General features: G+C 30.6%; 28 protein-coding genes. 16 read left to right on the top strand and 12 right to left on the bottom strand.

Translation table 11 applies throughout. The annotated features are described in order from the left end of the window. The first annotated feature begins 77 nt into the window (after positions 1-77). The 6 genes from perR to AJ939_RS05095 are packed head-to-tail and all read left to right on the top strand — an operon-like array spanning position 78 to position 5,033. Positions 78-488, top strand: coding sequence for a peroxide-responsive transcriptional repressor PerR (perR, locus tag AJ939_RS05120; RefSeq protein ID WP_002861102.1), 411 nt, complete (start codon positions 78-80; stop codon positions 486-488). A 45-nt stretch (positions 489-533) separates the two neighbouring features. Further along, positions 534-1,730 (top strand): hypothetical protein, encoded by a 1,197-nt coding sequence (locus AJ939_RS05115; protein WP_070276375.1) that lies wholly within the window; start codon positions 534-536, stop codon positions 1,728-1,730. Positions 1,731-1,732: 2 nt separating this feature from the next. Then, entirely contained in the window at positions 1,733-2,440 is a 708-nt protein-coding gene (ubiE, locus tag AJ939_RS05110) for a bifunctional demethylmenaquinone methyltransferase/2-methoxy-6-polyprenyl-1,4-benzoquinol methylase UbiE (RefSeq protein WP_070233663.1), read from the top strand. Next, on the top strand, positions 2,437-3,600 hold the full coding sequence (xseA, locus tag AJ939_RS05105) for an exodeoxyribonuclease VII large subunit (RefSeq protein WP_002859429.1): 1,164 nt from the start codon (positions 2,437-2,439) through the stop codon (positions 3,598-3,600). The genes ubiE and xseA overlap by 4 nt, the downstream gene beginning before the upstream one ends. A gap of 9 nt (positions 3,601-3,609) precedes the next feature. Then, a complete protein-coding gene (serC, locus tag AJ939_RS05100) occupies positions 3,610-4,686 on the top strand; it encodes a phosphoserine transaminase (RefSeq protein ID WP_002858670.1) in 1,077 nt (358 codons plus the stop codon). Then, on the top strand, positions 4,683-5,033 hold the full coding sequence (locus AJ939_RS05095; RefSeq protein ID WP_002854323.1) for a RidA family protein: 351 nt from the start codon (positions 4,683-4,685) through the stop codon (positions 5,031-5,033). The genes serC and AJ939_RS05095 overlap by 4 nt, the downstream gene beginning before the upstream one ends. On the opposite strand, the gene AJ939_RS05090 is transcribed toward AJ939_RS05095, so the two are convergent. The 6 genes from AJ939_RS05090 to AJ939_RS05065 form a co-directional block, all read right to left on the bottom strand. Next, the gene (locus AJ939_RS05090) at positions 5,030-6,004 is read right to left on the bottom strand and encodes a beta-ketoacyl-ACP synthase III (RefSeq protein WP_002858639.1); all 975 of its coding nucleotides are present in this window, start codon (positions 6,002-6,004) and stop codon (positions 5,030-5,032) included. The genes AJ939_RS05095 and AJ939_RS05090 overlap by 4 nt on opposite strands. Continuing rightward, positions 5,997-6,983, bottom strand: a complete 987-nt coding sequence (plsX, locus tag AJ939_RS05085) for a phosphate acyltransferase PlsX (protein ID WP_070233661.1) — start codon at positions 6,981-6,983, stop codon at positions 5,997-5,999. Before plsX ends, AJ939_RS05090 begins: the two co-directional genes overlap by 8 nt. Positions 6,984-6,988: 5 nt before the next feature. Next, complete coding sequence (gene rpmF, locus AJ939_RS05080; RefSeq protein ID WP_002858674.1) at positions 6,989-7,135, bottom strand: 50S ribosomal protein L32; 147 nt, start codon at positions 7,133-7,135, stop codon at positions 6,989-6,991. 23 nt (positions 7,136-7,158) lie between these two features. Beyond that, positions 7,159-7,512, bottom strand: coding sequence for a hypothetical protein (locus tag AJ939_RS05075; RefSeq protein ID WP_002857618.1), 354 nt, complete (start codon positions 7,510-7,512; stop codon positions 7,159-7,161). Next, positions 7,513-7,926, bottom strand: coding sequence for a nucleoside-diphosphate kinase (ndk, locus tag AJ939_RS05070; RefSeq protein ID WP_002859435.1), 414 nt, complete (start codon positions 7,924-7,926; stop codon positions 7,513-7,515). A 112-nt stretch (positions 7,927-8,038) separates the two neighbouring features. Continuing rightward, a complete protein-coding gene (locus tag AJ939_RS05065; protein ID WP_002854354.1) occupies positions 8,039-8,323 on the bottom strand; it encodes a DUF362 domain-containing protein in 285 nt (94 codons plus the stop codon). Positions 8,324-8,528: 205 nt separating this feature from the next. Here AJ939_RS05065 and AJ939_RS05060 point away from each other — a divergent pair, with 205 nt between their 5' ends. Both AJ939_RS05060 and flhB read left to right on the top strand, forming a co-directional pair. Further along, positions 8,529-9,125 (top strand): peroxiredoxin, encoded by a 597-nt coding sequence (locus AJ939_RS05060; protein ID WP_002854219.1) that lies wholly within the window; start codon positions 8,529-8,531, stop codon positions 9,123-9,125. Between the two features lie 118 nt (positions 9,126-9,243). Next, positions 9,244-10,332, top strand: a complete 1,089-nt coding sequence (flhB, locus tag AJ939_RS05055; protein WP_002857279.1) for a flagellar biosynthesis protein FlhB — start codon at positions 9,244-9,246, stop codon at positions 10,330-10,332. 5 nt (positions 10,333-10,337) lie between these two features. Here flhB and motB read toward each other — a convergent pair whose 3' ends face one another. From motB to polA, 3 genes are read right to left on the bottom strand one after another with little or no spacing between them, the layout of a single operon-like run. Continuing rightward, positions 10,338-11,081: a flagellar motor protein MotB gene (motB, locus tag AJ939_RS05050; RefSeq protein ID WP_002854333.1), complete on the bottom strand. Its 744-nt coding sequence runs from the start codon at positions 11,079-11,081 to the stop codon at positions 10,338-10,340. Positions 11,082-11,083: 2 nt separating this feature from the next. Next, positions 11,084-11,860 (bottom strand): flagellar motor stator protein MotA, encoded by a 777-nt coding sequence (gene motA / locus AJ939_RS05045; protein WP_002880492.1) that lies wholly within the window; start codon positions 11,858-11,860, stop codon positions 11,084-11,086. Positions 11,861-11,876: 16 nt separating this feature from the next. Continuing rightward, a complete protein-coding gene (gene polA / locus AJ939_RS05040) occupies positions 11,877-14,516 on the bottom strand; it encodes a DNA polymerase I (RefSeq protein ID WP_070276377.1) in 2,640 nt (879 codons plus the stop codon). 161 nt (positions 14,517-14,677) lie between these two features. Here polA and AJ939_RS05035 point away from each other — a divergent pair, with 161 nt between their 5' ends. After that, positions 14,678-16,039 carry an MFS transporter gene (locus AJ939_RS05035; RefSeq protein ID WP_053872715.1) on the top strand — a complete coding sequence of 454 codons (1,362 nt, stop codon included), beginning with the start codon at positions 14,678-14,680 and terminating at the stop codon, positions 16,037-16,039. Then, entirely contained in the window at positions 16,036-17,043 is a 1,008-nt protein-coding gene (locus AJ939_RS05030) for a nucleoside hydrolase (protein ID WP_053872716.1), read from the top strand. The genes AJ939_RS05035 and AJ939_RS05030 overlap by 4 nt, the downstream gene beginning before the upstream one ends. Here the strand turns inward: AJ939_RS05030 and AJ939_RS05025 are convergent. The 3 genes from AJ939_RS05025 to AJ939_RS05015 form a co-directional block, all read right to left on the bottom strand. After that, positions 16,999-17,442: a YqaA family protein gene (locus AJ939_RS05025; RefSeq protein WP_070276379.1), complete on the bottom strand. Its 444-nt coding sequence runs from the start codon at positions 17,440-17,442 to the stop codon at positions 16,999-17,001. The two genes, AJ939_RS05030 and AJ939_RS05025, sit on opposite strands and share 45 nt — an antisense overlap. A 4-nt stretch (positions 17,443-17,446) precedes the next feature. Then, complete coding sequence (uvrA, locus tag AJ939_RS05020; protein ID WP_070276381.1) at positions 17,447-20,272, bottom strand: excinuclease ABC subunit UvrA; 2,826 nt, start codon at positions 20,270-20,272, stop codon at positions 17,447-17,449. Positions 20,273-20,345: 73 nt separating this feature from the next. Continuing rightward, positions 20,346-21,131: a sulfite exporter TauE/SafE family protein gene (locus AJ939_RS05015; protein WP_070276383.1), complete on the bottom strand. Its 786-nt coding sequence runs from the start codon at positions 21,129-21,131 to the stop codon at positions 20,346-20,348. Between the two features lie 122 nt (positions 21,132-21,253). On the opposite strand from AJ939_RS05015, the gene AJ939_RS05010 reads away from it, so the two are divergent. From AJ939_RS05010 to trpA, 6 genes are all read left to right on the top strand, one after another. Further along, positions 21,254-21,379 (top strand): hypothetical protein, encoded by a 126-nt coding sequence (locus tag AJ939_RS05010; RefSeq protein ID WP_002854718.1) that lies wholly within the window; start codon positions 21,254-21,256, stop codon positions 21,377-21,379. A 165-nt stretch (positions 21,380-21,544) separates the two neighbouring features. Further along, positions 21,545-22,795, top strand: coding sequence for an anthranilate synthase component I family protein (locus AJ939_RS05005; RefSeq protein ID WP_070276385.1), 1,251 nt, complete (start codon positions 21,545-21,547; stop codon positions 22,793-22,795). After that, positions 22,792-24,393, top strand: a complete 1,602-nt coding sequence (trpD, locus tag AJ939_RS05000) for an anthranilate phosphoribosyltransferase (RefSeq protein WP_070276387.1) — start codon at positions 22,792-22,794, stop codon at positions 24,391-24,393. Before AJ939_RS05005 ends, trpD begins: the two co-directional genes overlap by 4 nt. Beyond that, a complete protein-coding gene (locus AJ939_RS04995; protein ID WP_070276389.1) occupies positions 24,380-24,979 on the top strand; it encodes a phosphoribosylanthranilate isomerase in 600 nt (199 codons plus the stop codon). The genes trpD and AJ939_RS04995 overlap by 14 nt, the downstream gene beginning before the upstream one ends. Next, positions 24,976-26,154 carry a tryptophan synthase subunit beta gene (gene trpB, locus AJ939_RS04990; protein ID WP_070276391.1) on the top strand — a complete coding sequence of 393 codons (1,179 nt, stop codon included), beginning with the start codon at positions 24,976-24,978 and terminating at the stop codon, positions 26,152-26,154. Before AJ939_RS04995 ends, trpB begins: the two co-directional genes overlap by 4 nt. Further along, a complete protein-coding gene (trpA, locus tag AJ939_RS04985) occupies positions 26,147-26,896 on the top strand; it encodes a tryptophan synthase subunit alpha (RefSeq protein WP_070276393.1) in 750 nt (249 codons plus the stop codon). The genes trpB and trpA overlap by 8 nt, the downstream gene beginning before the upstream one ends. Positions 26,897-26,946 lie beyond the last annotated feature (50 nt).

Below are 26,946 nucleotides of genomic sequence, written 5' to 3'. Positions count from 1 at the left end.
AAATATTATTTAATATAAACTTCTTTTAATAAAAATTTTATTATTATTTCCACTTAAAAAAGCAAGGAATAAATACAATGGAATTACTACAAATGCTTAAAAAACATGAGTTAAAAGCTACTCCGCAAAGACTATGTGTTTTAAAAATTTTAAAAAGACATGAGCATCCTAATATTGATGAATTATATGCAGAAATTAAAAAAGAATACCCTTCAATCTCTTTAGCGACGGTTTATAAAAATCTTAATACTTTACAAGAACAAGGTTTAGTTGTTGAAATCAATGTTTTAAATCAAAAAACTTGTTACGATATTTATGAAGAAGAACATATTCATGTAGTTTGCGCCAAATGTGGTGGTATAGAGGATTTAAGTTTTAAAGATGCTAAGCTTTATGAATATCAAGAGCATTTAGAAAAAAAGATAGGCAATCTCGTCAATCATCTGTCCGTTTGTGCTTATGTTGATAGTTGTAAAAAGTGTCATTAAGCAAAATAAGGTTAAAATAGCCCATATATTTTAAGGGTTATTTTAATGGTTTATGAAATTCAAAAAAACTTTTTACTATCTGATTGCACTCTTTTAGAGAATTTAAAAAAAGATAATATACCTTTTCGAAATTCTAAATTTGAAACTTTTTATACTCAAATAACTTCAAATCATAGTGTTAAATTTCAAAGTTTTTGCAATGAATTTTATAAAATTACAAAATTTAATAATTCAATTTTAGAACAGAATCAAGAAGAGAAAATTTCTAAAAAAAAATTTGAAAAAGCTCGAAAAAAGATTATAGGAAAGAGCATTAAAAAAGAACGCTTCGAATTTAAATTGTGTTCTTTAAAAAGTTATATTGATATTTATGAAGAGCCTAAAATTTGTATTTTAAAAATATTTTTTCCAACATTGGATAGTTCCAATGAATTTAAAATCCCTAAAGATTTTAAAATTCAAAAAGAATTACATCATGATTTAAATTCTAAACATATCGTTTTATATGGTTTTGAATATCAAAAGTTTGATATAGAGAAATGTTTTAAAATTATAGAAAAAAATCAGAATTTTAGCTTGGATTTTCCAAATTATATTAATGCTTATGATGGATTTAGGATTTTTTTATTTTATTTATTTAAAAAATTAAAATTTTATTGGACTTTATCTTTAGAGAGAAAAGATAAGCAAAGTTTATGTGAATTTTTATTTTGTTCAAGAAGTTTGTATATAGTTTTATCAAGCATGAATACTATTTTAGATAAAAATTTGAGTAATATTTTGGCTTTAAAGTTTAAAGATATAACGAAAAAAACTCAAGATATTTTAGCAAGTGAAAATTCAAATCAAGATTTATTGCTATTTTTAAGCGATGAAAAAATCCAAGATTTGTTTAATGATTTTGATTTTTTCATAAAGGAAAATTCTTTTTATGAAGGCGATTGCAAAGATAGGTTTTTTAAACAACTTGTTGCGTTAGAACTTAGAAAAAAAATTATTTTATTTAGAAAAAATATACTAAAAAATTTTGATTTAGAGCTTTTTGAAAATAGTTTTTTTGAATTGGCAATATTTTTAGAATATTTTTATCGTTTTTTAGAGATAAAAAATTTAAACAAACTTTATGAAAAATATTGCAAAGATAGAGATAAAAATATTTTTTCGAAAATAATCAATAATAAAAATAAATTTTGCAAATTGCTTAAAAAATCAAGTAAAAATTTGAAAATTTACAAAGGATAAAAATGCAAAAACAAGAAAAAATTATAGAAATGTTTAATCAAATTGCACCTACTTATGATAAGGCGAATAGAATTTTAAGCTTTGGAGCTGATGTAGCGTGGCGCAAAAAAGCTTGTCAAAGAGTGATGAGTTTGTATTTAAAAAAAGATTTAAAAATCGCTGATATTGCCTGTGGCACAGGGGATATGATAGAGATTTGGCAAGAGAGTGCTTTAAAAATGGAAAAAAATATTTTAAATATTAAAGGTATTGATCCAAGTAGTGGCATGCTAAATATTGCAAAAGAAAAATTTCCAAATGTCGAATTTATAGAAGCAGGGGCGCAAAATTTACCTTTAGAAAGTCAAAGTTTAGATATTTTAAGCATTAGTTATGGCATTCGCAATGTTGTAGAAAGACAAAAAGCCTTAAGTGAATTTGCTAGAGTACTTCAAAAAGATGGTATTTTGGTAGTTTTGGAATTTACAAAAAGAGAAAAGGGTGGATTTATAGCAGCTTGTAGAGATTTTTATCTTAAAAATATTTTACCAAGTATAGGTGGGATAATCAGTAAAAATAAAAGTGCTTATGAGTATTTGCCAAACTCTATTGAAGGATTTTTAAGTAAGGAAGAGTTCATCTTAGAACTTAAAAATGCTGGTTTTGAAATACTTGATTATAAAAGTTTTAGCTTTGGCGTGAGTTCAATGTTTATAGCAAAAAAACTATGACACCAACAGAATTAAATCTTAAAGCAAAGGCTTTATTAGAAACACATTTTGATGATATAGTTTTAAGTGGAGAAATTTCAAAAATTACTTTGCATGGTTCAGGACATTGGTATTTTGATTTAAAAGATGAAAGATCAAGCATTGCTTGTGCTATGTTTAAAGGAGCTAATTTAAAAGTCGGATTTAAACCAGCTGTGGGGAATTTTTTAGAGCTTTGTGGAAGTGTAAGTTTATATCCTGAAAGTGGTCGTTATCAATTTATCGCTACTAGTATGAAAAAAGCAGGTTTTGGGGATTTGGAAGCACAGTTTTTGGCTTTAAAAGAGCGTTTGCAAAAAGAAGGACTTTTTGATCCACGCTTTAAAAAATCTTTGCCAAAATTTCCTAAAAAAGTAGGCATTATCACTTCAAAAACTTCTGCTGCTTTGCAAGATATGTTAAAACTTATTCACCAAAAAGAATATTTTTTGGCAAAAATTTATATTTTTGATGCTTTAACTCAAGGAAATAATGCTCCTTTTTCTCTTATACAAGCTTTAAAAAAAGCCGATGATATGGATTTAGATGTTCTTATTATAGCACGTGGTGGAGGAAGCAGAGAAGATCTTTTTTGTTTTAATGATGAAAATTTAGCAAGAGAGATTTTTAAAGCAAAAACTCCTATTATTTCAGCCATAGGACATGAGATTGATTATGTTATTAGTGATTTTGTTGCAGATTTTAGAGCTCCAACGCCTTCAGCTGCTATAGATACTTTGTTTTATTCTAAGTTGGATATAGAGCAAAGTTTGGATTTAATGGAAGAAAAATTAATGCAACTTTGGAATTATAAAATACAAAATTATGAAAATTTGCTTTTAAATTTAAGCAAATTTTTCAAATTTAATTCTTTGCCAAAAATAATAGATGAAAAAATAAAACAAAGCCATAATATAGAAAAGCAATTAAATCATCTATTGGCAAATCAAATGCGTTATAATGAATTAAAATTAGATAAATTGCAAAATGCTTATTTGCAACATGAGAATTTTTTTAATAAAAGCAAAAAGTTTATTTGTATCAGAAAAAATGGTAAAATAGCAAATTTAGAAGATCTTAAGAGTGATGATATCGTTATTTTAAGTTCTCAAACTTCTCAAAAAGAAGCAAAAATTTTATAAGGATAGATTATGAGAAAAATCAATTTCAGTGCAGGGCCATCGACTTTACCTTTAGAAATTTTAGAGCAAGCTCAAAAAGAACTCTGTGATTATCAGGGTAGGGGTTATTCTATAATGGAAATTTCTCACCGCACAAAAGTATTTGAAGAAGTGCATTTTGGAGCACAAGAGAAAGCTAAAAAACTTTACGAGTTAAATGATGATTATGAAGTATTATTTTTACAAGGTGGAGCAAGTTTGCAATTTGCTATGATTCCTATGAATTTAGCTTTAAATGGGGTTTGTGAATATGCAAATACAGGAGTTTGGACAAAAAAAGCGATTAAAGAAGCACAAATTTTAGGTGTCAATGTTAAAACCGTAGCAAGTAGTGAGGAAAGTAATTTCGATCATATTCCTAGAGTGGAATTTAGCGATAATGCTGATTATGCTTATATTTGTTCTAACAATACTATTTACGGCACTCAATATCAAAATTATCCTAAAACTAAAACTCCTTTGATTGTGGATGCATCGAGTGATTTTTTTTCTAGAAAAGTAGATTTTTCAAATATTGCTCTTTTTTATGGCGGAGTGCAAAAAAATGCTGGAATTTCGGGTTTAAGTTGTATTTTTATCCGTAAAGATATGTTAGAAAGATCTAAAAATAAACAAATTCCTAGTATGTTAAATTATTTGACTCATGCTGAGAATCAGTCCTTGTTTAACACGCCTCCAACCTTTGCCATTTATATGTTTAATCTTGAAATGGATTGGCTTTTAAATCAAGGTGGGCTTGATAAAGTGCATGAGAAAAATTCTCAAAAAGCTACTATGCTTTATGAATGTATTGATTTAAGTAATGGATTTTATAAAGGACATGCAGATAAAAAGGATAGATCTTTAATGAATGTGAGTTTTAATATTGCTAAAAATAAAGATTTAGAGCCTCTTTTTGTAAAGGAAGCCGAAGAAGCTGGAATGATAGGACTTAAAGGACATAGAATTTTAGGAGGAATTCGTGCAAGTATTTATAATGCGCTTAATTTGGATCAGGTAAAAACCTTGTGTGAATTTATGAAAGAATTTCAAGGAAAATATGCATGATAAAGCGTTTTGATGAGTGCGATAGAATGTCGCAAATTATTGTTTTTGATAAATATTTTAAGACTGCAGGACAAGTGGCTTTTGAACCTAGCGGAGATATTAAAAAACAAACTAAAGAAGCGCTTGCAGAACTTGATGCTTTGTTTGAAAAAATAGGCGCAAACAAAGGAGATTTGATTCAAATTCAAATCTGGTTAGCTAATATGCAAGATTTTGATGCAATGAATGAAATTTATGATGCTTGGATTAAAAATTATCCTAAACCTGTTAGAGCTTGTGTAGGAAGTGCTTTAGCAGAGGGTTATTTGGTAGAAATTCAAGCTTTTGGAAAGCTAAGAGAGAATTAAAAATTCTCTCCTCCAAATTTTAAAAGCGCAGATCCCCAAGTAAAACCACCGCCAAAAGCATCTAGTAAGATCAGATTTCCTTTTTTAAGTCGACCTTCTTCATAGGCATCATTCATTGCCATAGGTATAGAAGCAGCTGAAGTATTGCCATATTTTTGTACAGTGATCACACATTTTTCATCGCTTAGATTGAGTTTTTCTTGGACGGCTTTAATGATGCGTAGATTAGCTTGATGAGGAATAAAAAGATCAATTTCTTGTGCTAAAATGTTATTTTTAGCTAAAATTTCTACAACATCATTACTAAGCGTGTTTACTGCTATTTTAAAAACTTCATTGCCTTTCATTTGCATAGAAAGTGTTTGACATAGGCTTGATTTTTGCGATCTTTGAGTCATTAAAAGATCTCCATAATTACCATTGCTTGCAGTATGTACATCAAGGATATGATTTTCATTATCCAAACTTACAACTCCAGCACCTGCACCGTCTCCAAAGAGTATGCAAATACTTCTGTCATTGTAATCCATAATTGAACTTGTTTTTTCAGCTCCTATGATTAAAACATTTTTTTTCAAACCACTTTCTACTAAGGCTTTAGCTTGTTCAAGCAAATAGATAAAACCAGAACAAGCTGCTGAAATATCAAAAGCGCTAATATTTACAAGTCCTAAATTTGAAGCAATTTTACAAGCCGTTGAAGGCATAGTAAAATAATCAGGACTTAAAGTAGCTACAAGAATCGCATCAATATCTTCAGGTTTTAAATTTGCTCTTTCTATGGCTTTTAATGCAGCTTTTGTGCCCAAATCGCTAGTATTTTCATTTTCACTAGCAATGCGCCTTTCTTTAATACCTGTGCGTCTAGTGATCCATTCATCGGTGGTATCTACCATTTTTTCAAGATCAGCATTGCTTAAAATTTTTTCTGGAATATAAGAAGCTATACTTTTAAGACTGGCTTTAAGCATTGTATTTCCCAAGTTCATTTTCTATAAATTTATTGATATGAGATTGGCTAAAATTTATAGCTTGAAAAATTGCATTTTTAATAGCTCTAGAATCGCTTTTTCCATGACTTATGATCACGCAGCCATTAACTCCAAGAAGGGGTGCTCCGCCATATTCTTGCCAATCTGTGTGTTTTTTTAATTTTTTAAAAGATGGCTTCATAAGTAAAGCACCTATTTTAGAAATAAAAGATTGCTTTACTTCGTTTTTTAGAAGTTGAAAAATAGCTGTTGCCACACCTTCACAAGCCTTTAAGATAACATTTCCATCAAAACCATCGCAGACTAAAACATCTATTTCACCATTGAAAATATCTCTACCTTCAGCATTACCTATAAAATTTGGAATTTTTTTCATAAGCTGATGACTTTCTTTGGTAAGTTCATTACCTTTGCATTCTTCTTCACCATTAGAAAGTAAAGCAAGGCGTGGTTTTTGAATTTGCATAATTTCTTTAGCATAAACTTCACCCATTATGGCAAATTGAAATAAATTTTCAGCTTTACAATCTGTATTAGCTCCAACATCCAAAAGTAAAGTTTTGTTAACGATATTTGGCATTAAAGTGGCAATAGCAGGTCTTGAAATACCTTTAAGTCTTCCAAGCCTTAAGGTAGCCAAAGACATACTTGCTCCACTATGACCCGCTGAAACTACAGCATCTACTTTTTTTTCTTTTAATAAATTAATAGCTTTGTATATGGTTGTTTCTTTATTTTTTAAAGCATCTGTGGCATTTTCATTCATCGAAAAAATTTCACTAGCTTCTTCGTATTGTATATATTGCTCTAATTTTTTTGGTATTAAAGGTTTTAGAATTTTAGAATTTCCCACTAAGATAGCGTTAAAAGGTTTTGCTTCTAGTGCCTTTAAAACGCCTTCTATAATGGGTTTTTCTCCAAAATCACCACCCATTGCATCAATGGCAATGTTAATCATTGATTTTAATATTCCTTAGTTGTTGGATTCGCACGGTGAGGCATTTTGTAGCTTCCATCTTTGTCTTTTATAGGCATAGGAAGACTAACTTTATAGTGAGTTCTGCGTTTAGCTGCACGAGTTTTGCTCACTCTTCTCTTTGGTACTGCCATTTTTTCTCCTTTATAAAATTTAATTAATTATTGCAATTTATGCAATAAAAATAATCACTCAAATAAGCTTCAAGCTCGCTAATAGCAACTTCTATTAAATCAATATGTCCATCGAAAAATTCTATAGTATTGCTCAATTCGTTTGCTTCATCTTTAAAAATACCATCACTTGCAAAAAGTTCTAAATTTTCTTTAATTTCAAGTTCTAACTCAGTTCCACAACTATCACAAGGTCTATAGATAAAACCTTGCATAATAGCATTTATTTTAACAAGCTTAGGATTTATTTTTACTAAATTTCCCTCAAAAATCATATTTTCAAGATTAAGTTTAAAAGGATATTCCTTTGTATTAATCTTAGAAAAGGGGATTTTCATTTAGCAAATTTCATTTGGTTTAAAGAAAAATTCAATTTCTATTTTTGCATTTTCCAAGCTGTCACTTCCATGAACAGCATTAGCATCAATACTCTCAGCAAAATCGGCTCTAATTGTTCCTGCTTTAGCTTCTTTAGGATTTGTCGCTCCCATTAAATCTCTATTTTTTAATACAGCACCTTCTCCTTCTAGTACAGAAACAACAACAGGACCGCTAATCATAAATTCAACCAAGTCTTTAAAAAAAGGTCTTTCTTTATGAACAGCATAAAAATTTTCAGCTTGTTCTTTACTAAGTTGAACTTTTTTCATTGCAGCGATTCTTAATCCATTGCTTTCAAAACGATCTAAAATTTTTCCTATAACACCTTTTTTAACAGCATCAGGTTTAATTATAGATAAAGTTTTTTCCATCTTTGTAATAACTCCTTATTTTAATAAAGCTTAAAATTATACTTGAATTTGTTTAAAGAAAGTTAAATTAAAAGAAAAAGCTAGGAATCTCTAGCTTTTTAATTTTTTAAAATTATGCAAAAACTGGAGTGTCCCCACTTCTCATATCAGCGCCAATATTATCACGACTTGGTTGTCCTGATTCTACAGCACTCCAAACTATACATCCATCTGTTGGGCAAGCACTGGCACAAGCTGGTTGATCATTATGTCCTACGCATTCAACGCATTTGTTTGCATAAACATAATATCTATCTTCACCTTCTGGATTGTTAGCATCATCAACGATAGCGCTCACTGGACACTCATCAATACAAGAACCACAAGCAATACATATATCTGTAATTTTTACAGCCATTTTTTCTCCTTTTTAATATTAAGATTTAAAAGATTTTAGCATAAAATTCTTAAATAAGGTAAATTTTGATAATCAAAAATTTACCTTATTTGATAATAATTATAACTTTCTTAAATTTTTAATATTATTTTAGATATTTAAAAAAAAATAAAGATTTAAACGATATAATTTCGTTATCAATAAAATTTATTATTTAGGAGAAAATATGATAGTTACTAAAAAAGCTTTAGATTTTACTGCTCCAGCAGTATTGGGAAACAATGAAATTGTTCAAGATTTTAATCTTTATAAAAACATAGGTCCAAAAGGAGCGGTAGTATTCTTTTATCCAAAAGATTTTACTTTTGTTTGTCCTTCAGAAATTATAGCTTTTGACAAAAGATATCAAGAATTTAAAAACCGTGGCATTGAAGTAATTGGAATTTCAGGAGATAATGAATTCTCACATTTTGCTTGGAAAAATACTCCAGTAAATCAAGGTGGTATTGGTCAGGTTAAATTTCCGCTTGTTGCTGACTTAACTAAGCAGATTGCTAGAAATTTTGATGTACTTTATGCAGAAGCAGTTGCCCTTCGTGGTTCGTTCTTGCTTGATGCTGATGGAACAGTTCGCCATGCTGTGGTTAATGATTTACCACTAGGTAGAAATATAGATGAAATGTTAAGAATGGTTGATACTATGCTTTTTACAAATGAGCATGGTGAAGTTTGTCCTGCAGGATGGAATAAGGGCGATGAAGGTATGAAAGCTAACCCTAAAGGCGTGGCTGAATATCTTGGCAAAAACGAAGCTAAACTTTAATTTCTTAGTATAAAGCCTCTTTACGAGGCTTTTTCTTCATTTTTATTCTTTAATTGAAATTCATAAATTTTCTACTATAATTTTACACACATATTAAAATTTTTACTTAGGCTAAAATATGGCAGGCGAAGATCAAGAAAAAACAGAAGAACCCACGTCCAAAAAGATAGAAGATGCGCGTAAAGAAGGTAATGTTCCAAAGTCTCAAGATGCGGCAGCTATTGTAACTTTGATAATTGGAGTAACTATAACTTTATTTATGATGAGTTTTATGGGCGAGAGAATTGTAAATTTATATAGATACTATCAAAGTTTTATTGGTGTTGAATTTGATTTGCGTATTATTCAAGCCATTATGATTAAAAGCATTTTTGAGGTTTTAATTATTCTTGCACCTATTGTTTTAAGTATTATGATTGCTGGGGTTTTGGGAAATATTATGCAATTTGGTTTTATTTTTACAACTAAACCTATTATGCCAAATTTAGGAAAAATCAATCCTCTAAAAGGTTTAAAAAACCTTTTTTCATTGAAAAAAATTGTTGAAAGTATAAAAATTATTTTAAAAGTGGGTATTGTTTTTACTATAGCTTTTATAGTTTTACTTAAATTTATGCAAGAGCTTCCAAGAGTTGAGCTTTATACTATGGTTGCACAGCTTACTTGGCTAAGAGACAGAGCTATTGTTTTAGCAGCTATTGTTATAGTTGCTTTTTTAATTATTGCTGTTTTAGATGTTTTTTTGGTGCGTTTTCAGTATTTTAAAGGTTTGCGTATGAGCAAACAAGAAATAAAAGATGAGTATAAACAAATGGAAGGAGATCCTCAGGTTAAAGGTAGAATTCGTAGACTTCAAATGGAAGCTGCGCGTCGTCGTATGGTTCAAGATGTTGCAGGTGCGGATGTGGTGATCACAAACCCAACGCATTATGCCGTAGCTATTCGTTATGATACAAGTAAAGAACAAGCCCCTAGGGTTGTTGCCAAAGGAGTGGATTTTCTCGCTCTTCGCATAAAACAAGTAGCCTATGAAAATAATGTTGTAGTTTATGAAAATCCTCCTTTAGCAAGAGAGCTTTATAAAGCTTGCGATGTTAATGATCTTATTCCTAGGGAAATGTTTAAAGCTGTAGCTGAGGTGCTAGGATTTGTTTATAATACAAATAATAAGAGTCGTTTAGCTGGTCAAGTAAAAAAAGGAAACTAAAACTTTTAAGGTGCTTTAGTTCCTATTTTGTTAATAAGCTCAAGAACCGATTTTTGAGTACTTGTATCTGCTGTATCAACTTTAAAATATATTTCTACTCTATTATTTTCTAGAGCTTGTGGATTTCCATTGATAGGATTATTAAGCCCGTAGCTTTTAATGCTAATGTTTTTTAAATTTGCTCCACCTTCTATAAAATATTTTAATACATTTTCTGCTCTTTGGTAGGCGAGTTCATAACTTCTTATAATAGAGTCGCTATTGTCTGTATAGCCTCTAATTTCTATTTTTGCTTGAGGTGGCAAATATGTTGTTAGTTCAGCCATACGTTTTAAATAATCTTGTATATCAGCTGAAACGATTTGAGCACTACCTCTTTCAAATTCAACTTTAGATGGAAGGTTAAGAGCAACCTGATTGTCGCTTTGATCTAGAGCTGCTTGAAGACGTTTGATGGTTTCTTGCTGTGTCATAGTCATTTGTTTTAACGATTTGAGTTCATCACTTTCTTCTTTTGCTGCACCCTTATATTTTTCTTGGGTTTTACTCTCTTCTTTGACTGTTTGAGTAGAGGTATAATCAAAGATTTTAACAAATTCGGTTTTTAAAGCCTCTACTTTAGCAGGATTTGTTTTGGAAATTGCCCAAAGAGCAATAAAAAGTGCCAAAAGCAAACTTAGAAAGTCTGCATAAGGTACAGCCCATTTTTCACCTGCAGGACATTCTGGACATTTATGTTTCTTGGCCATTTTTAACCTTTGTCAAATTGTGAAATTTTTGGATCATCGTGACTTAAGAAATTAAAAAGCTTAGCTTCCAAATCTCTAGGATTCGCACCTTCTGCAATTCCTTTTATGGCTTCAGTGATGACAATTTGCTCTTTTACAAGATCCATTCCATTAGCTTTCATTTTTCTTCCCCAAGGTGCAAAAAGCGCATAAGCACCAAAAATCCCAGTAACCGTAGCTGTAAAAGCACCTGAAATACCCGCTGCCATTGCTTGGGGATTGTCTAGTAATTTAAGAGCTAGAATAAGACCAAAAACCGCTCCAACAAGTCCCATGGTAGGGCAAGTTTCTCCAAATACTATCCAATATTCTGCACATTCTTTATAATGCTCTTCAAGTTGTTCGGTTTGTATTTCCATGCTTTCGTGAATTTCTTCAAAGCTTTTACCGTCTACAAGCATCATCATAGCGTTTTTTAAAAATTCATTTTCAATCTCATTGGTTCTTGATTCTAATGCTAAAAGCCCATCTCTTCTTGCAATAATAGCAAATTCTATTAACTGGGCTATCCTTTCAGGTAGATTTACTCCAGAGCCTTTAAAGACAACTTTGAGTTCTTTATAAGCTGCTTTTACAATTTTTTTATGTGTAGAAGTCATTGCACAAAATGCAGCTGTTGGCATAACTATAAGAAAGGAAGAAAGATGTATAACATGTAAAGGATTACCACCTTCTAGTATATCTCCTACTGAAATACTAGTAACTGCAAGCACCATTCCCAGTATGGTTGAAAGATCCATATAAATATCTCCTTGATTATTTTAAATCGCCCCAATTTTTGGCAATACTTGAGCTTGTTTTTAATTTTACTTTTAATTTTACTATATTTTCCATAATATCTCTAGTTTTTTTTACAAAATTTTCACATAAATCATCTTTTACTTCAAAAATTAATTCATCATGAATTTGTAAAATAAGCTTTTTGTCTTCATTTAATTCTTTATCGATTTCTAACATAGCAAGTTTGATTACATCTGCTGCTGAGCCTTGTAAGATTGAATTAATACTTTCTCTTTCATACATGGCAATTTGCATAGGTTTTGCATTTTCAAAATCAAAATAACGTTTGCGACTGTTTAAAGTAGTGATAAAACCATTTTGTTTAGCTTCGTTTTTAACTGTTTCAAAATATTTTTTAATGCTAGTAAAATTTTCAAAATATTTTTCTATATAAGATTTGGCTAAATGAGCTTCTATTTTTAAATTTTGACTTAAAGTTTTATAGCCCATGCCATAAATAAGTCCAAAATTTATACTTTTTGCAACACTTCTGGTTTCATAATTGCTTTCTCCAAAAATCATTATAGCTGTTCTTGCATGTATATCTTCATCATTGGCAAAAGCATTTAAAAGTTTTTCATCTTCGCTAAAATGTGCAAGCATTCTAAGTTCGATTTGAGAATAATCAAGAGAGATAAAACTAAATCCATCTTTAGCTACAAAGCAAGATTTATAATCTTTTGCGTATTGTCCGTGCGCAGGAATATTTTGCAAATTTGGATCTTTAGATGAAAGGCGACCCGTTGCAGTTCCAGTTTGTAAAAAACTTGAGTAAATGCGTGAATTTTCATCTTTTAACGCTAGTTTTAACAAAGGTTCGCAATAAGTGGAATAAAGTTTGGCAAGTTCTCTATAATCTAAAATTTTGGCAATTACAGGATGTTTATCTAAAACTGCATTTAAAACTTTTTCATCGGTAGAATATCCTGTTTTGCCTTTTTTTCCACTTGGAAGTTTGAGTTTTTCAAAAAGTATATCACCTACTTGTTTAGGTGAGTTTAGGTTAAATCTATCCTCACAAAGAGTATAAATTTCTTCACTTAAATTTTTGATTTCATTTTCAAATTTTTTCATAAGGGCTTCAAGTGCATTTGTATCAAGCTTTATGCCATTTTCTTCCATCATCATAATGATTTTTATAAAATCAAATTCGCAGTTTTTAGCAAGTTCTAATAAAGGAGCTTCAAGATTTTTTAAAAAATAAAGATAAAATCTTAAAGTGATATAAGCATCTTCTGCTGCGTATTTGCAAGCTTTTTCAAGTTCTACGCTTGCAAAATTTTCTCCTTTTTCAACAAGACTTTCAAAATGTAAGGTTTCATAATTAAAAAGTCTTAAGGCTAAATCATCCATATTTACTCTTAAAGAAGGATTTTTAAGCCATGCTAAAATCATTGTATCTGCGTATTTTTGAGGCAAATTTAATCCAAAATTATTTTGAATGATTTTAAAATCATATTTGAGATTGTGCCCTATAACAAAATGATCAAAGATTAGTTCTATAGCTTTTTTGGCACTTTGCAATGAGATTTGCTCACCTACTCCAAGATAATTATGAGTTAAAGGCACGTAAAAGGCTTCACTTTCACTCATGCAAAAACTAAAACCAACAATTTTTGCTTCTTTTGTATCAATTCCTGTAGTTTCAGTATCAAAAGCAATAATGCTTTCTTTATCAAGGGTATTTAAAATTTCAAAAAGTTTGTTTTCATCTTGTATTAAAGTGGTTTTAAAACCTAAATTTTTATCTTTATTATCAGGATTTTGACGTAGTTTTTTAAGCAAAGTATTAAGTTCGTAATGTTCTAAAATTTCAAGTATTTTTAAAAGAGGTTCTTCATCAGGATAAGTGGCTTTTTCTATGAGATTTTGCACTTCTAAATTGTCATACAAAGAAGCTAATTTTTTGCTTAAAAATGCATTTTCTTTACCCTCTAAAAGCAAGTTACGACTTCTTTCGTTGCGTATTAGAGTTAAATTTTCATAAATTCCTTCTATGCTGCCAAATTCATCAAGTAAGGTTTTGGCTCCTTTTGCGCCTATACCTTTAACGCCTGGAATATTATCAGAACTATCTCCGCAAAGAGCTAAAAAATCTCTGATTTGATTAGGTTTTACTCCGTATTTTTCTAAACACGCTGCTTCATCATAGTCGTTTTTAGAAATGGGACTGTAAATGCTTGTTTTACCATCTTTTATGAGTTGATAAAGATCTTTATCTTGAGTGATAATGCGTACAAAAATGTCCCTATCTTCACAAGTTTTTACAAAAGAAGCGATGATATCATCGGCTTCATAACCTTCCCTAGAAACGCTTATAAAACCCATTTTTTCTATCATCTCTATGCAAATTGGAATTTGTTCTAGAAGTTCAGGTGGTGGTGGAGTGCGATTTTGTTTGTAGTTTGGATCAATTTCACTACGAAAAGTTTTTCCTTTGGAGTCTAATGCAAAAACAATATAATCACTTTTATGTTCATTTTTTAAGCTATAAATAAAATTTGCAAAACCGCTAATCATTCCACTAGCTTGTCCTTGTGAATTTTTAAAACCTTTTAATGCGTAGTAAAGTCTGAAAAAAAATCCAAAAGTATCGATAATAGTTAAAGTTTTCATAATAATTTCTTCTTTTGATAAAATATATTTTTAAGTTGTATTATTTCAAAATTTTGCTTAAAATGTCTACAATTTAAGATCTTTAAGCAAAAACACTGCAATTTTTAGCCATAATTACAAATTATTTATAAAAAAATATATTAAAATATAAGGATAATGTAATGACAAATCAGCAAATTGATGGAATTGCGGATAAGAATTTTAACACGCCTGAAGGTAGGAAAGTTTTTAAAAAGGCAGTTTTTTCTTGCTGGTTGGGAACTGCTATGGAATATGCAGATTTTGCACTTTATGGTTTAGCAGCTGCAACAATTTTTTCAGAAGTGTTTTTTCCTGAGCAAACTCCAGTAATTGCACTTTTACTTAGTTTTGTAACTTATGGCATAGGTTTTATTGCAAGACCTATTGGGGCTTTGTTTTTTGGTTATTTAGGTGATAAACACGGAAGAAAAAATGTTATGATGGCTACAATAGCTTTAATGGGAATTTCAACTACTCTTATAGGTTTTATTCCAAGTTATGCAGTGATTGGTGTTTGGGCGCCTATTTGTTTGGTTATATTACGTTTTATACAGGGTTTTGGTGCAGGAGCTGAACTTTCAGGTGGAACAGTTATGCTTGGAGAATATGCTCCTAGCAAGAGAAGAGGGCTTGTTTCTTCTGTGATTGCTTTAGGATCAAATAGCGGAACTTTGCTTGCGTCTTTTGTATGGCTTTTGATGGTACAAATGGATGAAGCAAGTTTTAAAGAATGGGGCTGGAGAGTTCCTTTTATGGGAAGTATTTTAATCGCTCTTTTTGCTGTATATATTCGTTTTCATGTCAAAGAAACCCCTGTTTTTGAAAAGCAAAAAAATGAAATGATGAAATTGCGTCTTAATAACGAAAAGCATATGAAAAAAGATGAAAGAAGTTTTTGGCAAAGAAGTCGTGCTTTTTGGACTATGGTAGGCTTAAGAATAGGCGAAAACGGACCTTCTTATCTTGCGCAAGGTTTTATTGTAGGTTATGTGACTAAAATTTTACTTTTAGACAAATCAGTTGCCACTACAGCGGTAATGATAGCTTCATTGGTGGGTTTTTTGGTTATTCCTTTGGCAGGTTATTTAAGTGATAGATTTGGAAGACGTATTACTTATAGAATGTTTTGTTTGCTTTTGATGATTTATGCTTTTCCTGCTTTTATGCTTTTAGATAGTAAAAATGAAATTATTGTGATTTTAACTATTATTGTAGGTATGTCTTTAGCATCTTTAGGGATTTTTGGTGTACAAGCGGCTTGGGGTGTAGAACTTTTTGGGGTAAAAAACCGTTATACAAAAATGGCTTTTGCTAAGGAGCTAGGTTCTATTCTTTCAGGAGGAACAGCGCCTATGGTGGCTTCTGCTTTGCTTGCGTATTATGGCACTTGGTGGCCTATCGCAACGTATTTTGTATTAACTGCAGGTATAGGTTTTGTGACTACATTTTTTGCGCCAGAAACTAGAGGCAGGGATTTAAATAAAATAGAAGATGCGATATGAGACTTATCTTAGACACGGATATAGGCAATGCTATTGCAGGAGCAAATACCGATGATGGTTTAGCGCTTGCTTTGATTTTGGCATCTAAAGAAATCAAACTTGAAATGCTAAGCACAATTTGCGGTAATGTTCCAAGTCTTGTTGCCTATAGCGTGGCTAAGGATTTATTTAAACGTTTAAATTTAAATATCCCCGTTTATTTAGGAGCGAATGAAGCCTTAAAAGAACCAAGTAAAGCTTGGCGTCAAAGACTTGATGAAAGTGTAAAAAATTTTAAACTCGAATATCTTTGGGAAAATATAAAAAGTCCTGAAATTTTAGAAAATATAAATCCTGATGCGATTTTTAAAATGGGTGAGTTGGTGGGTAAAAATCCTAAAGAAATTTCTATTTGTGCGATAGGACCTTTGACAAATATCGCTATGGCTATGAAAATTTTTAAAGATTTTGATATAAATCTTAAAGAGCTTTTTATTATGGGCGGTAGTTTTGATATGCCTTATTACACTAAAGATACAAATTTTGGTTTCGATCCTGAGGCGGCTAGTATAGTGTTAAATTCAAGAGCTAAAATTACACTCGTACCTTATAATGTAACCATGCAGACTTTATTGACTCATGAGGATTTAAAAGAGTTGCAAGCTAAGAATATTTTATGCGATTTTATCGTTGAAACTTTAGGTGTTTGGATTGATTATGCTTCTAAAACACGTGGTATAAAGGGAACTTGGATACATGACGCTTTAACGATAGCTTATGCATTAGATTCTAGTATTGCAGATTTTGATGAGTGTTATGCTGATGTTATTTGTGATAGTTCTTTGGCAAGAGGTATGAGTTGGCGTTGTTTTAAAGAACCAAAAATGAGTATGGGGGTGGATTTAAGCACTAAAAATTGTGTTAAAATTTTAAAAAATGTAGATAATACAAAGCTTTTAAAACTTATAAAAGAGAGGCTTTTAAAAGGAGTTTGCTATGAAAATTATGAAAGCATAACGACTTAATTTTCCAAGTAAGATAAAAAATATAGTTTTTAAAAAAGAATATTTCGCAAAACCAAGTCCTAAGGCAAAAAGATCTCCCGCTAAAGGTAAAAAGCTTAAAAAAGCAAATATACTTCCAAATTTAGCAAAATTAGCATTGAAATTTTCTAATTTTTTTAAGGATTTGCTAAAGTATTTTTCTAAAATTTTTTGCTTACCAAGATAAGCCAAGCTATAAGTACTTAAACTTCCTAAGGTATTACCCAAAGTAGCTACGATAAGTACCAAATTTGGATTAAAATCAAGTTTTATAAAGCCTAAAACAAAGGCTTCGCTTGCCAAAGGTAATAGTGTGCTTGAAAGAAAACACACTATAAAAAGTCCTAAATAACTTATATCATTATATAAAAAATCAAACATAAAATTATGATTTTTGTGTATTTTTAAGCTCTAAGTCTAGATAATATCCTGTGTAAGAACGGGTTTTTTTGTGTTCTTTAGCGACTTTTTCTACGCTTCCTGTGCTTATAACTTTTCCACCTTTAACTCCGCCTTCAGGCCCCATATCGATGATATAATCAGCATTTTTAATCACATCTAAATTATGTTCTATCACAAAAACAGAATTTTTAAGATCAACCAAATGTTGTAAAACTAAGATGAGTTTATTGACATCTTCAAAATGCAGTCCTGTTGTAGGTTCATCAAGTATATAAAGAGTTTTTCCTGTATCGCTACGGCTTAGTTCTTTAGCAAGTTTGATTCTTTGTGCTTCACCCCCGCTTAAGGTGGTGGCATTTTGTCCTAGGGTTAGATAGTCTAAGCCCACTTTTACTAGAGTGTCTAATTTTTGTTTGATTTTAGGAACGGCTGTAAAAAATTCACTCGCTTCTAAAACACTCATATTTAAAATTTCACTGATATTTTTACCCTTATATTTGATTTCTAGCGTGGCGTCATTGTAGCGTTTGCCCCCGCAAGTATCACAAACTACCATAACATCAGGTAAAAAATGCATTTCTATTTTGATTTCTCCATCTCCGCTACACTTCTCACATCTTCCACCCTTGACATTAAAAGAAAAGCGTCCGGCTTTATAACCACGCATTTTGGCTTCTTTAGTGGCGGCAAAAAGATTTCTGATTTCATCCATAGCGCCTGTATAGGTGGCAGGATTTGAACGTGGTGTGCGCCCAATTGGGCTTTGATCAAGATAAATGACTTTATCAAGTTTTTCAAGTCCTTCTATTTGCACTCCACCAAGTTTTTTAACTTTTTTTGCACGGTTTAATTCCTCTTGCGCAAAAGGAAGTAAGGTTTGAAGTATTAAAGAGCTTTTTCCAGAACCTGAAACTCCTGTTATAGCGACTAAATTTTGTAAAGGAAATTTTACGCTTAAATCTTGGATATTGTTAATATTTACATTTTTAAGCTCAAGCCATTCTTTCTGTGTTCTGTTTTGAAGTTGTGAAATTTGTTTTTTACCATTCATATAAAGTGCAGTTTCGCTTTTGCTTTTTAAAAGTTCTTTATAAGTTCCACTAAATACAACCTCACCCCCAAATTTTCCTGCTTTTGGACCAATATCTACAATAAAATCTGCTTCTTCTATGGTCATTTTATCATGTTCTACGACAATTAGGGTATTGCCCTTTTGTTGTAAATTTCTTAAAGTTTTAATCAGTTTTGCAGTATCTCTTTCATGAAGTCCTATGCTAGGCTCATCTAAGACATACATCACTCCGCTTAAACCACTGCCAATTTGTGAAGCTATGCGGATTCTTTGTGCTTCACCCCCACTAATCGTTCTTGCATCACGCCCTAAAGAAAGATAACCTAGCCCCACATCATGCAAGAAAAACAATCTTTCGTTGATTTCTTTTAGGATAGGTTTAGAAATAAGTTTTTGTTGCTCGCTTAAATAAGAAAAATTTTTCTCATCTGCAAAAAAGGCCGTACTATCTTCTATGCTCATATTTAAAATTTCACCCAAGCCTTTTTTGGCTACTTTCACGGCTAAACTTTCGGGTTTTAAACGATGCCCACCGCAGTCTTTACAAATTTTTTCACTCATATATTCGGCTAAATCTTTTTCATCTTTTAGCATTTCATAAGCCATTTTAACCACGCCTTCAAAAGTGCGTTTTAGACGATTTCTTTTCCAAAGAAATTCTATAGTTTTGGCATTACCATACAATACAAGGCGTTTTTGCTCTTCGTTTAATTGCATAAAAGGTATTTTGATAGGAATTTCATTTTGTTCGCAAAAGGCGATTAGGAATTTATAATAATAACTTTTATTAAAACCATACATGATTTTAACAGCACCGTTTTCGAGACTTAAATTTTCATCGATGATTTTTTTCATATCTAAAGTATAACGAATTCCAAGTCCATCGCAAGATTCACATGCTCCTTTTGGAGAATTAAAAGAAAAGCTTAAAGGCTCGAGTGGAACAAAAGAAATTTTACAATCAAAACAAGCGCAGTGTTCGCTAAAATGATAGTATTTATTAAGATTTATTTCTTCGTGATTTAAAACTTCTATTTCTATTTCTCCAAAGCTTTCTTGTAAGCCTTTTTCTATATCGCTTGCAAGGCGAGAGAGTAAATCTTCTTGAATTTCAAGCCTATCTATGACAAGTTTAATGGTGTGTTTTTTGGTTTTAGCCAGTTCAATTTCTTCATCAAGCCTTACTAAAACTCCATCAATTTGAGCTCTTACATAGCCTTTGTTGCGTAAATTTTCAAGTAAATCTGAATAAGTTCCTTTTTTTTCTCGTATGAGTGGAGCGTAGATAATGATTTTTGCACCTTTTGGAAATTTTAAAATTTCACTGACTATATCACTTGCACTCATAGATGAGATTTTTTGTCCACATTGATGACAATGTTGAATGCCAACTCTTGCATATAAAAGTCTTAGATAATCATAAATTTCAGTGATGGTTCCTACAGTAGAGCGTGGATTTTTAGAAGTAGTTTTTTGATCTATAGCAATGGCTGGAGTTAAACCTTCGATTTTATCGACATCAGGTTTGCCTACCTTATCTAAAAATTGTCTGGCATAAGCACTTAAACTTTCTATATAACGGCGTTGTCCCTCAGCATAAAGAGTGCCAAAAGCAAGGGTTGATTTTCCACTTCCACTCAGTCCTGTAAAAACAATGAGTTTGTTTTTGGGAATTTCAAGGTGGATATTTTTTAGGTTATTTTCTCTTGCGCCAATGATTTTGATGGTATCGTTCATAGTCTTTCCTAAACATTAAAATAAATTTAAGATTTTAGCATAATAATATTAAAAGAACTTGGATGAATCCAAGTTAAAAATTTATAAGATTTAGCTTATTAAGCAAAGAGTGGGTGGTTCCAAGTATTGATAAGGCATATACGCAAAGTAAAATTTTTCTATGAGCTGAAATATGCATTTTTTCTATGATTTTAATTCCTATAAAAACTCCAACCATAGAAGCTATACCTACTAGTATTCCTTTATGAATAACTTCAGAGTCTATAACTCCAGAATTTGAAAAAGATATAATACCAGAGACTGAAGCAAAAATAACAAAAAACAAGGATAAAGAAACAACTTTTTTACTATCATAGCCTAAAAAATAAGCTAAAATTGGAGCAATTAAAAGTCCACCACCAATTCCCAAAGAAATAGCAAAAATACCAGTAAAAGCTCCAGCAATAAATAAAATGACATTCTTTACCCAAACGCTTCTTTGATTTTGCACAATGTTTTCTTTAATTCCAAAAGCATATTTGATAAAAAATATACAACTTACCGCCAAAAATACGCTAGTAAGAGCTACATCGCTTAAAGCTTTTAAAAGCATTCCGCTAAAGCTTGCCCCTATGAGCCCTCCAAAACCTATCATAATACCATCTTTAAGATTTAGATTTTTTTTCTTATAATTAATATAAGAGCCAAAAACTGCTGCAAAAATCATTTGCAATACTGAAATTCCGATAGCATGGTGAGCACTTGTTCCAAGTGCGAACATAGAAGGAACGATAATCATACCTCCACCAATACCAAAAAGTCCAGAAGCAATACCTGAAATGATTCCTATAATTAGATAAGGTAAATCTGTGATTTCCATAGCTTTTCCTAAAAAATATTAAATATTTCAAATATGGAATAATTTTATCTTGCTAAGCTAAGTATTATCTTAGTTTTTTATAAAAATAGAATATTTTTTTGGTAACTTTAAGCATCGTAAAAATGTTTCAAAATATTATAAAATATAAAGATTTTATAATATTTATTTTAAATTTAAAGCAAAATTTATATTTATTGATTAAAATTAATTTAGACTTTAAAAATTTTCATAAAAGTCTTAATTTTTGAAATATTTTATAAGAAAGGTAAAAGATGAGTGAAAATGATTTTTTTAATAATTCTTTGATTTCAAAATTTACACACACTCTTCGCTATTGGCGTTTCTAAACTTCTTTTTATCCAAATTTTTTCTTTAATATTATTTTAATTTATTTTTTTAAAAAAAGGTTTATTATGTTTGTTAAAAATGTAAATTTTTATTACAGACAAATCCTTGAAAAATTTGAAAATTCTTATTTTGCAGAGGATTTGACTAAGGTAATTATAGGGATTGATTGTGATTATTTAGATGCTAATGAATTATCATTTAGCGAGTTTAAGGCAAAATATTATGAAGCTTTAAGTAAGAATAAAATTTGCGACTTTGCTGGATTTTTTGGAGTTTTTAGTGCGAATTTTGTATCTTTGTTTGAAAAAATTCCACTTTCTTCTAAGAAAAATTATGATTTTCCTTTATTTTTATTTGCCAATGCTAAAGCTTATTTGATTTATGAGAAAAATAGCAAAATGTTTTTTAAATTTGGTGCTTCAAAATATTTTGAATATTTAAAAGATGATATTGAGCCAATGAAAAAGAAACAAAAAAATGATTTTGAAATTTTAAACTCTTTAGAAGATGAAAAAAATGATTTTTTAAAAATGTGTGAAAAAGCTAAAGAATATCTTTTAAGTGGAGATATTTTTCAAGTGGTCTTAAGTAAGCAACTTTGCATCAAGCATCAAGTAAATGCTTTTGACTATTATGAGAGTTTAAGTGCTATAAATCCAAGCGCTTATATGTTTTATTTTCCAAGTAAATATGGTGCTGTTTTGGGTTCTTCTCCAGAGTTTTTATTGAAAATTAAAAAAAGAGAGATTTATTTAGCTCCTATTGCTGGAACTAGAAATTTGGAAAATAACTGCAATCTTTTGGCTTTAGAAAAAGATCTTTTAAGTGATGAAAAAGAACTTAGTGAACATAAGATGCTTGTAGATTTAGCAAGAAATGATGCTTCTAAATTTGGCACTCAAACAAGAGTGGAAAATCTTTTTTCTATTATTAAAAATAAATTTGTAATGCATATAGTGAGTGAAGTGTATGCCAATATGAAAGAAGATGCGAGTATTTTCGATGTGATTGAAGCAGTTTTTCCAGCGGGAACTTTAAGCGGAGCTCCTAAAATAAGAGCTTTAGAGATCATTGGTGAGCTTGAAGATTGCGATCGTGGAATTTATGGTGGTGCGGTAGGATTTTTAAATTTTAATGAAGATATAACTTTAGCGATTTTAATCCGTTGCGCTTTTTTTACTCAAGATAAGGCTTATTTGGCAAGTGGGGCTGGTATTGTTTTACAAAGTGAGAGTCAAAAAGAATATGCAGAAATTTGTGCTAAACGCAAGGCTCTTTTAGTAGCTTTTGAAAATTTAAAAAAGGAAAATCAATGATACTTTTAATTGATAATTATGATTCTTTTGTCTTTAATGTTAAAAGCATGTTAGAACAACTCAGTAATGATGAAATTTTAGTAAGAAGAAATGATGAAATTTCTCTGAGTGAAATTAAAAATTTAAATCCTACTCATATTATTTTAAGTCCTGGTCCAAAGCATCCAAGTCAAAGTGGGATTTGTCTTGAAATTTTTAAAGCAAGGCTTAATATCCCTGTTTTGGGCATTTGCTTAGGACATCAAGCTTTAGCTTTAGCTTTTGATTCTTTAGTGGTTAAGATGCAAGAGCCTATGCATGCAAAAAATTCTTTGATAAAACAGTGCAGGGAAAATGAATTATTTTCTAATTTACCTTTAAATTTTAGCGTGATGCGTTATCATTCTTTAGAGGTTAAACAGCTTAGTGATGAGCTTGAAATTTTAGCCCTTGATGAAAAGGGTGTGATTATGGCTTTGGGACATAAAAATTTACCTTATTATGGTGTGCAATTTCATCCTGAAAGCTATTTTAGTGAATATGGCTTACAACTTTTTTCTAATTTTTTAAAACAAGATATAAAAAAATCACAAAAACAGGAAAATCCTTTAAGTTTTTATTTGCAAAAAATGAGTGAAAATCATTTTTTACAAAGTGATGATTTTGAGCAAATTTGTAAGATTATTATGTCTAAAGATTATGAAATTTTGCAAGTGGCGGCTTTGTTGATTTTAATCACTGAAAAGTCTTTAAACGAAAAATCTTTAAGTGCTTTTGTAAGACAAATTTTAAGATATTCTCAAACTTTTAGTGATAAGAGTGAGATGATTGATATTTGTGGAACAGGTGGAGATGGTTTTAAAAGTATCAATGTTTCTACGACTAGTGCTTTTATTTTAGCAGCTTTAGGAGTAAAAGTAGCCAAACACGGAAATCGTGCCATTTCAAGTTCTAGCGGAAGTACAGATGTGTTAGAAGCTTTAAATATAACTACTCCAAACACTTTAGAATCAGTTTTAAAACAACTAAATAATCAAGGGCTTAGTTTTTTACATGCTCCATTTTTTCATCCTTTAGTAGGAGAACTTAAAGAGATCAGATCAAGACTTGGAGTAAGAACGGTTTTTAATGTTTTAGGTCCTTTATTGCACCCTAATTTAAAGTTAAAATATCAACTTATGGGAAATTATCACGCACCTGTGCATAGGCTTTTGATAGAGGTTTTAAAAAATTTAGGACGCAAAAAAGCTTTAGTGGTAAGAGGAAATGATGGTATGGATGAGCTTAGTATTTGTGATGAAAGTAAAATTTATGAACTTTGTGAAGGAGAAATTTTAGAGTATTCTATCTGTCCTGAACAATTTGGTTTTAAAAGAGCTTTTCATAGTGAAATCATAGGGTCTAGTGCATATGAAAACGCTAAGGATTTAAAAGATATTTTAAGTGGTAAAATGCAAGGGGCAAAATTTGATTTAGTAGTTTTAAATGCTATGTTTGCACTTTATACAGCCAATAAAGCAAGTTCGCCTTTAGTGGCTAAAGATATGATTTTAGAAGCCATTTATTCAGGTAAGGTTATAGAGTATTTTAAGGAGTATCAAGCTTATGTTAAAGCTTAAAATTTGTGGCATTAAAGATGAAAAAAATGCCAAAGATTTAGCTTTTTTAAATATTGATTTTTTTGGACTTATTTTTGCTAAAAGTCCAAGAAGAGTGAGTTTAGAACAAGCAAGAAATTTGAGTGCAATTTTTCATGAAAAAGATAAAAAAGTTGTCGGTGTTTTTGTAGATGAAAATTTAGAACAAATTTTAAGATGTATTCAAGAAGCTAAGCTTGATGGAGTACAAATTTATCGCACTATTACCAAAGAAGAATTTGAAATTTTAAAGGTGCAAAATGTTTTTGTATGGCAGGTGATAAGTGTGGAAGATAGTTTAGATTTAAAAAGTGAAATTTTTGCTGATTTAGTGCTTTTTGATGCTAAGGGAATTTTAAAGGGCGGTAATGGAATAAGTTTTAATTGGACTTTATTAAGTTCTTATACTAAAGATTTTGCATTAGCTGGAGGCATAGGTTTGGACAATATTCATAAGGCTGTAAAAACAGGAGCTAAAATTTTAGATCTTAATTCAAAACTTGAAGATGAAAAAGGCTTAAAAGATATCAATAAAATAAAACAAATTTTAAAGGAGCTGAAAAAATGAAAAAAGCATATTATGGGGATTTTGGTGGGCAGTTTTTGCCTGAAAGTGCAATGTTTGCTTTAAATGAGCTAGAAGGTGCTTTTTTGAAATTTTTTAAAGATAAACTCTTTAAAAAAGAATTAAACGAGCTTTTAAAAACTTATGTGGGGCGTCCTACTCCGCTTTATTTTGCTAGAAATTTAAGCAAAAAATATCAGCATGAAATTTATTTAAAACGCGAGGATTTAAATCATACTGGAGCACATAAAATCAATAATGCCATCGCTCAAGCCCTTTTAGCAAAAAAAATGGGAAAGAAAAAAATCATAGCAGAAACAGGAGCAGGTCAACACGGACTTGCAACAGCCACTGCAGCAGCACTTTTAGGACTTGAATGTGAAATTTACATGGGAGCAACTGATGTACAAAGACAGGCTTTAAATGTTTATAAAATGGAGCTTTTGGGTGCTAAAATTCATGCAGTACAAAGTGGGCTTAAAACTCTAAAAGAAGCTACTACTGCGGCTATTCAAGCTTGGGTTGGAGATATTAAAAATATTTTTTATGTGGTTGGAAGTGCGGTAGGTCCTTATCCTTATCCTAAAATGGTAACGCATTTTCAAAGCATTATAGGAAAAGAATGCAAAATGCAACTTCAAAAACTCAATAAAAAAGTAGATTATATTATCGCAGCTGTTGGGGGTGGAAGCAATGCAGCAGGAATATTTTATGATTTTATCAAAGATGAAAATGTTAAACTTATAGGTATTGAAGCAGGGGGGCTTGGCATCGATACACCTTATCATGCAGCGACTTTAAATAAGGGAAAAACAGGCATTATTCACGGTATGAAAACCAAGGTTTTACAAGATGATTTAGGCAATATCTTGCCTGTGCATAGTGTTTCTGCAGGGCTTGATTATCCAGGAATTGGTCCTTTGCATGCTTTTTTATTTGAAAGTAAAAGAGCGCAATATCATGCTATAAGTGATGAAGAATGTATGCAAGCTTTAAAATTACTTTGCAAAGAGGAAGGTATTATTGCAGCGATTGAAAGTTCGCATGCTTTAGCGTTTTTAGAAAAACTTTGTCCAACTTTAAAAAAGAAAAGCGTGATAGTAGTAAATCTTTCAGGTAGGGGAGATAAAGATATGCAAATGATTAGAGATTATAAAAAAGGGGTGATTTATGGTTGATTTTAGAAAATTTTATAAAGAAAATGCAAATGTGGCTTACACGGTTTTAGGTTATCCAAATCTTCAAACAAGTGAAGCTTTTTTGCAAAGATTAGATCAAAGCCCTATTGATATTTTAGAACTTGGTGTTGCTTATAGTGATCCTATTGCCGATGGTGAGATTATTGCAGATGCGGCAAAAATAGCTCTTGATCAAGGTGTAGATATTTACAATGTTTTTGAGCTTTTAGCTAGGATCAAAACTAAAAAAGCTTTGATTTTTATGGTTTATTATAATCTAATTTTTTCTTATGGCTTGGAAAAATTTGTGAAAAAAGCAAAATCTTTAGGGATTTGTGCTTTGATTGTACCTGAATTAAGTTTTGAAGAAAGTGATGATTTGATTAAAGAGTGTGAAAGATATAATATAGCTTTAATCACGCTTGTAAGCGTTACAACCCCTAAAGAAAGGGTTAAAAAGTTGGTAAAACATGCTAAAGGTTTTATTTATTTATTAGCAAGTATAGGTATTACAGGTATAAAAAGTGTCGAAGAAGCAATCTTGCAAGATAAAGTAAAAGAAATCAGATCTTTTACAAATTTACCTATTTTTGTGGGTTTTGGTATTCAAAATAATCAAGATGTAAAAAGAATGAGAAAAGTTGCTGACGGAGTGATTGTAGGAACTAGTATAGTAAAATGTTTTAAACAAGAAAAATTAGATATAATAATGAAAGATATTGAAGAAATTTTCAAAAAATAAAATTTTAAAACATATTTTTATTTTATATTTACTATAATTTTAAATTAAGT

This window comes from Campylobacter sp. BCW_6889 (genome assembly GCF_001762535.1).
GTDB classification, from domain to species: domain Bacteria; phylum Campylobacterota; class Campylobacteria; order Campylobacterales; family Campylobacteraceae; genus Campylobacter_D; species Campylobacter_D jejuni.
Note: the sequence above shows the minus strand (reverse complement) of the source record. Positions and strands in the feature narration are given on the sequence as shown.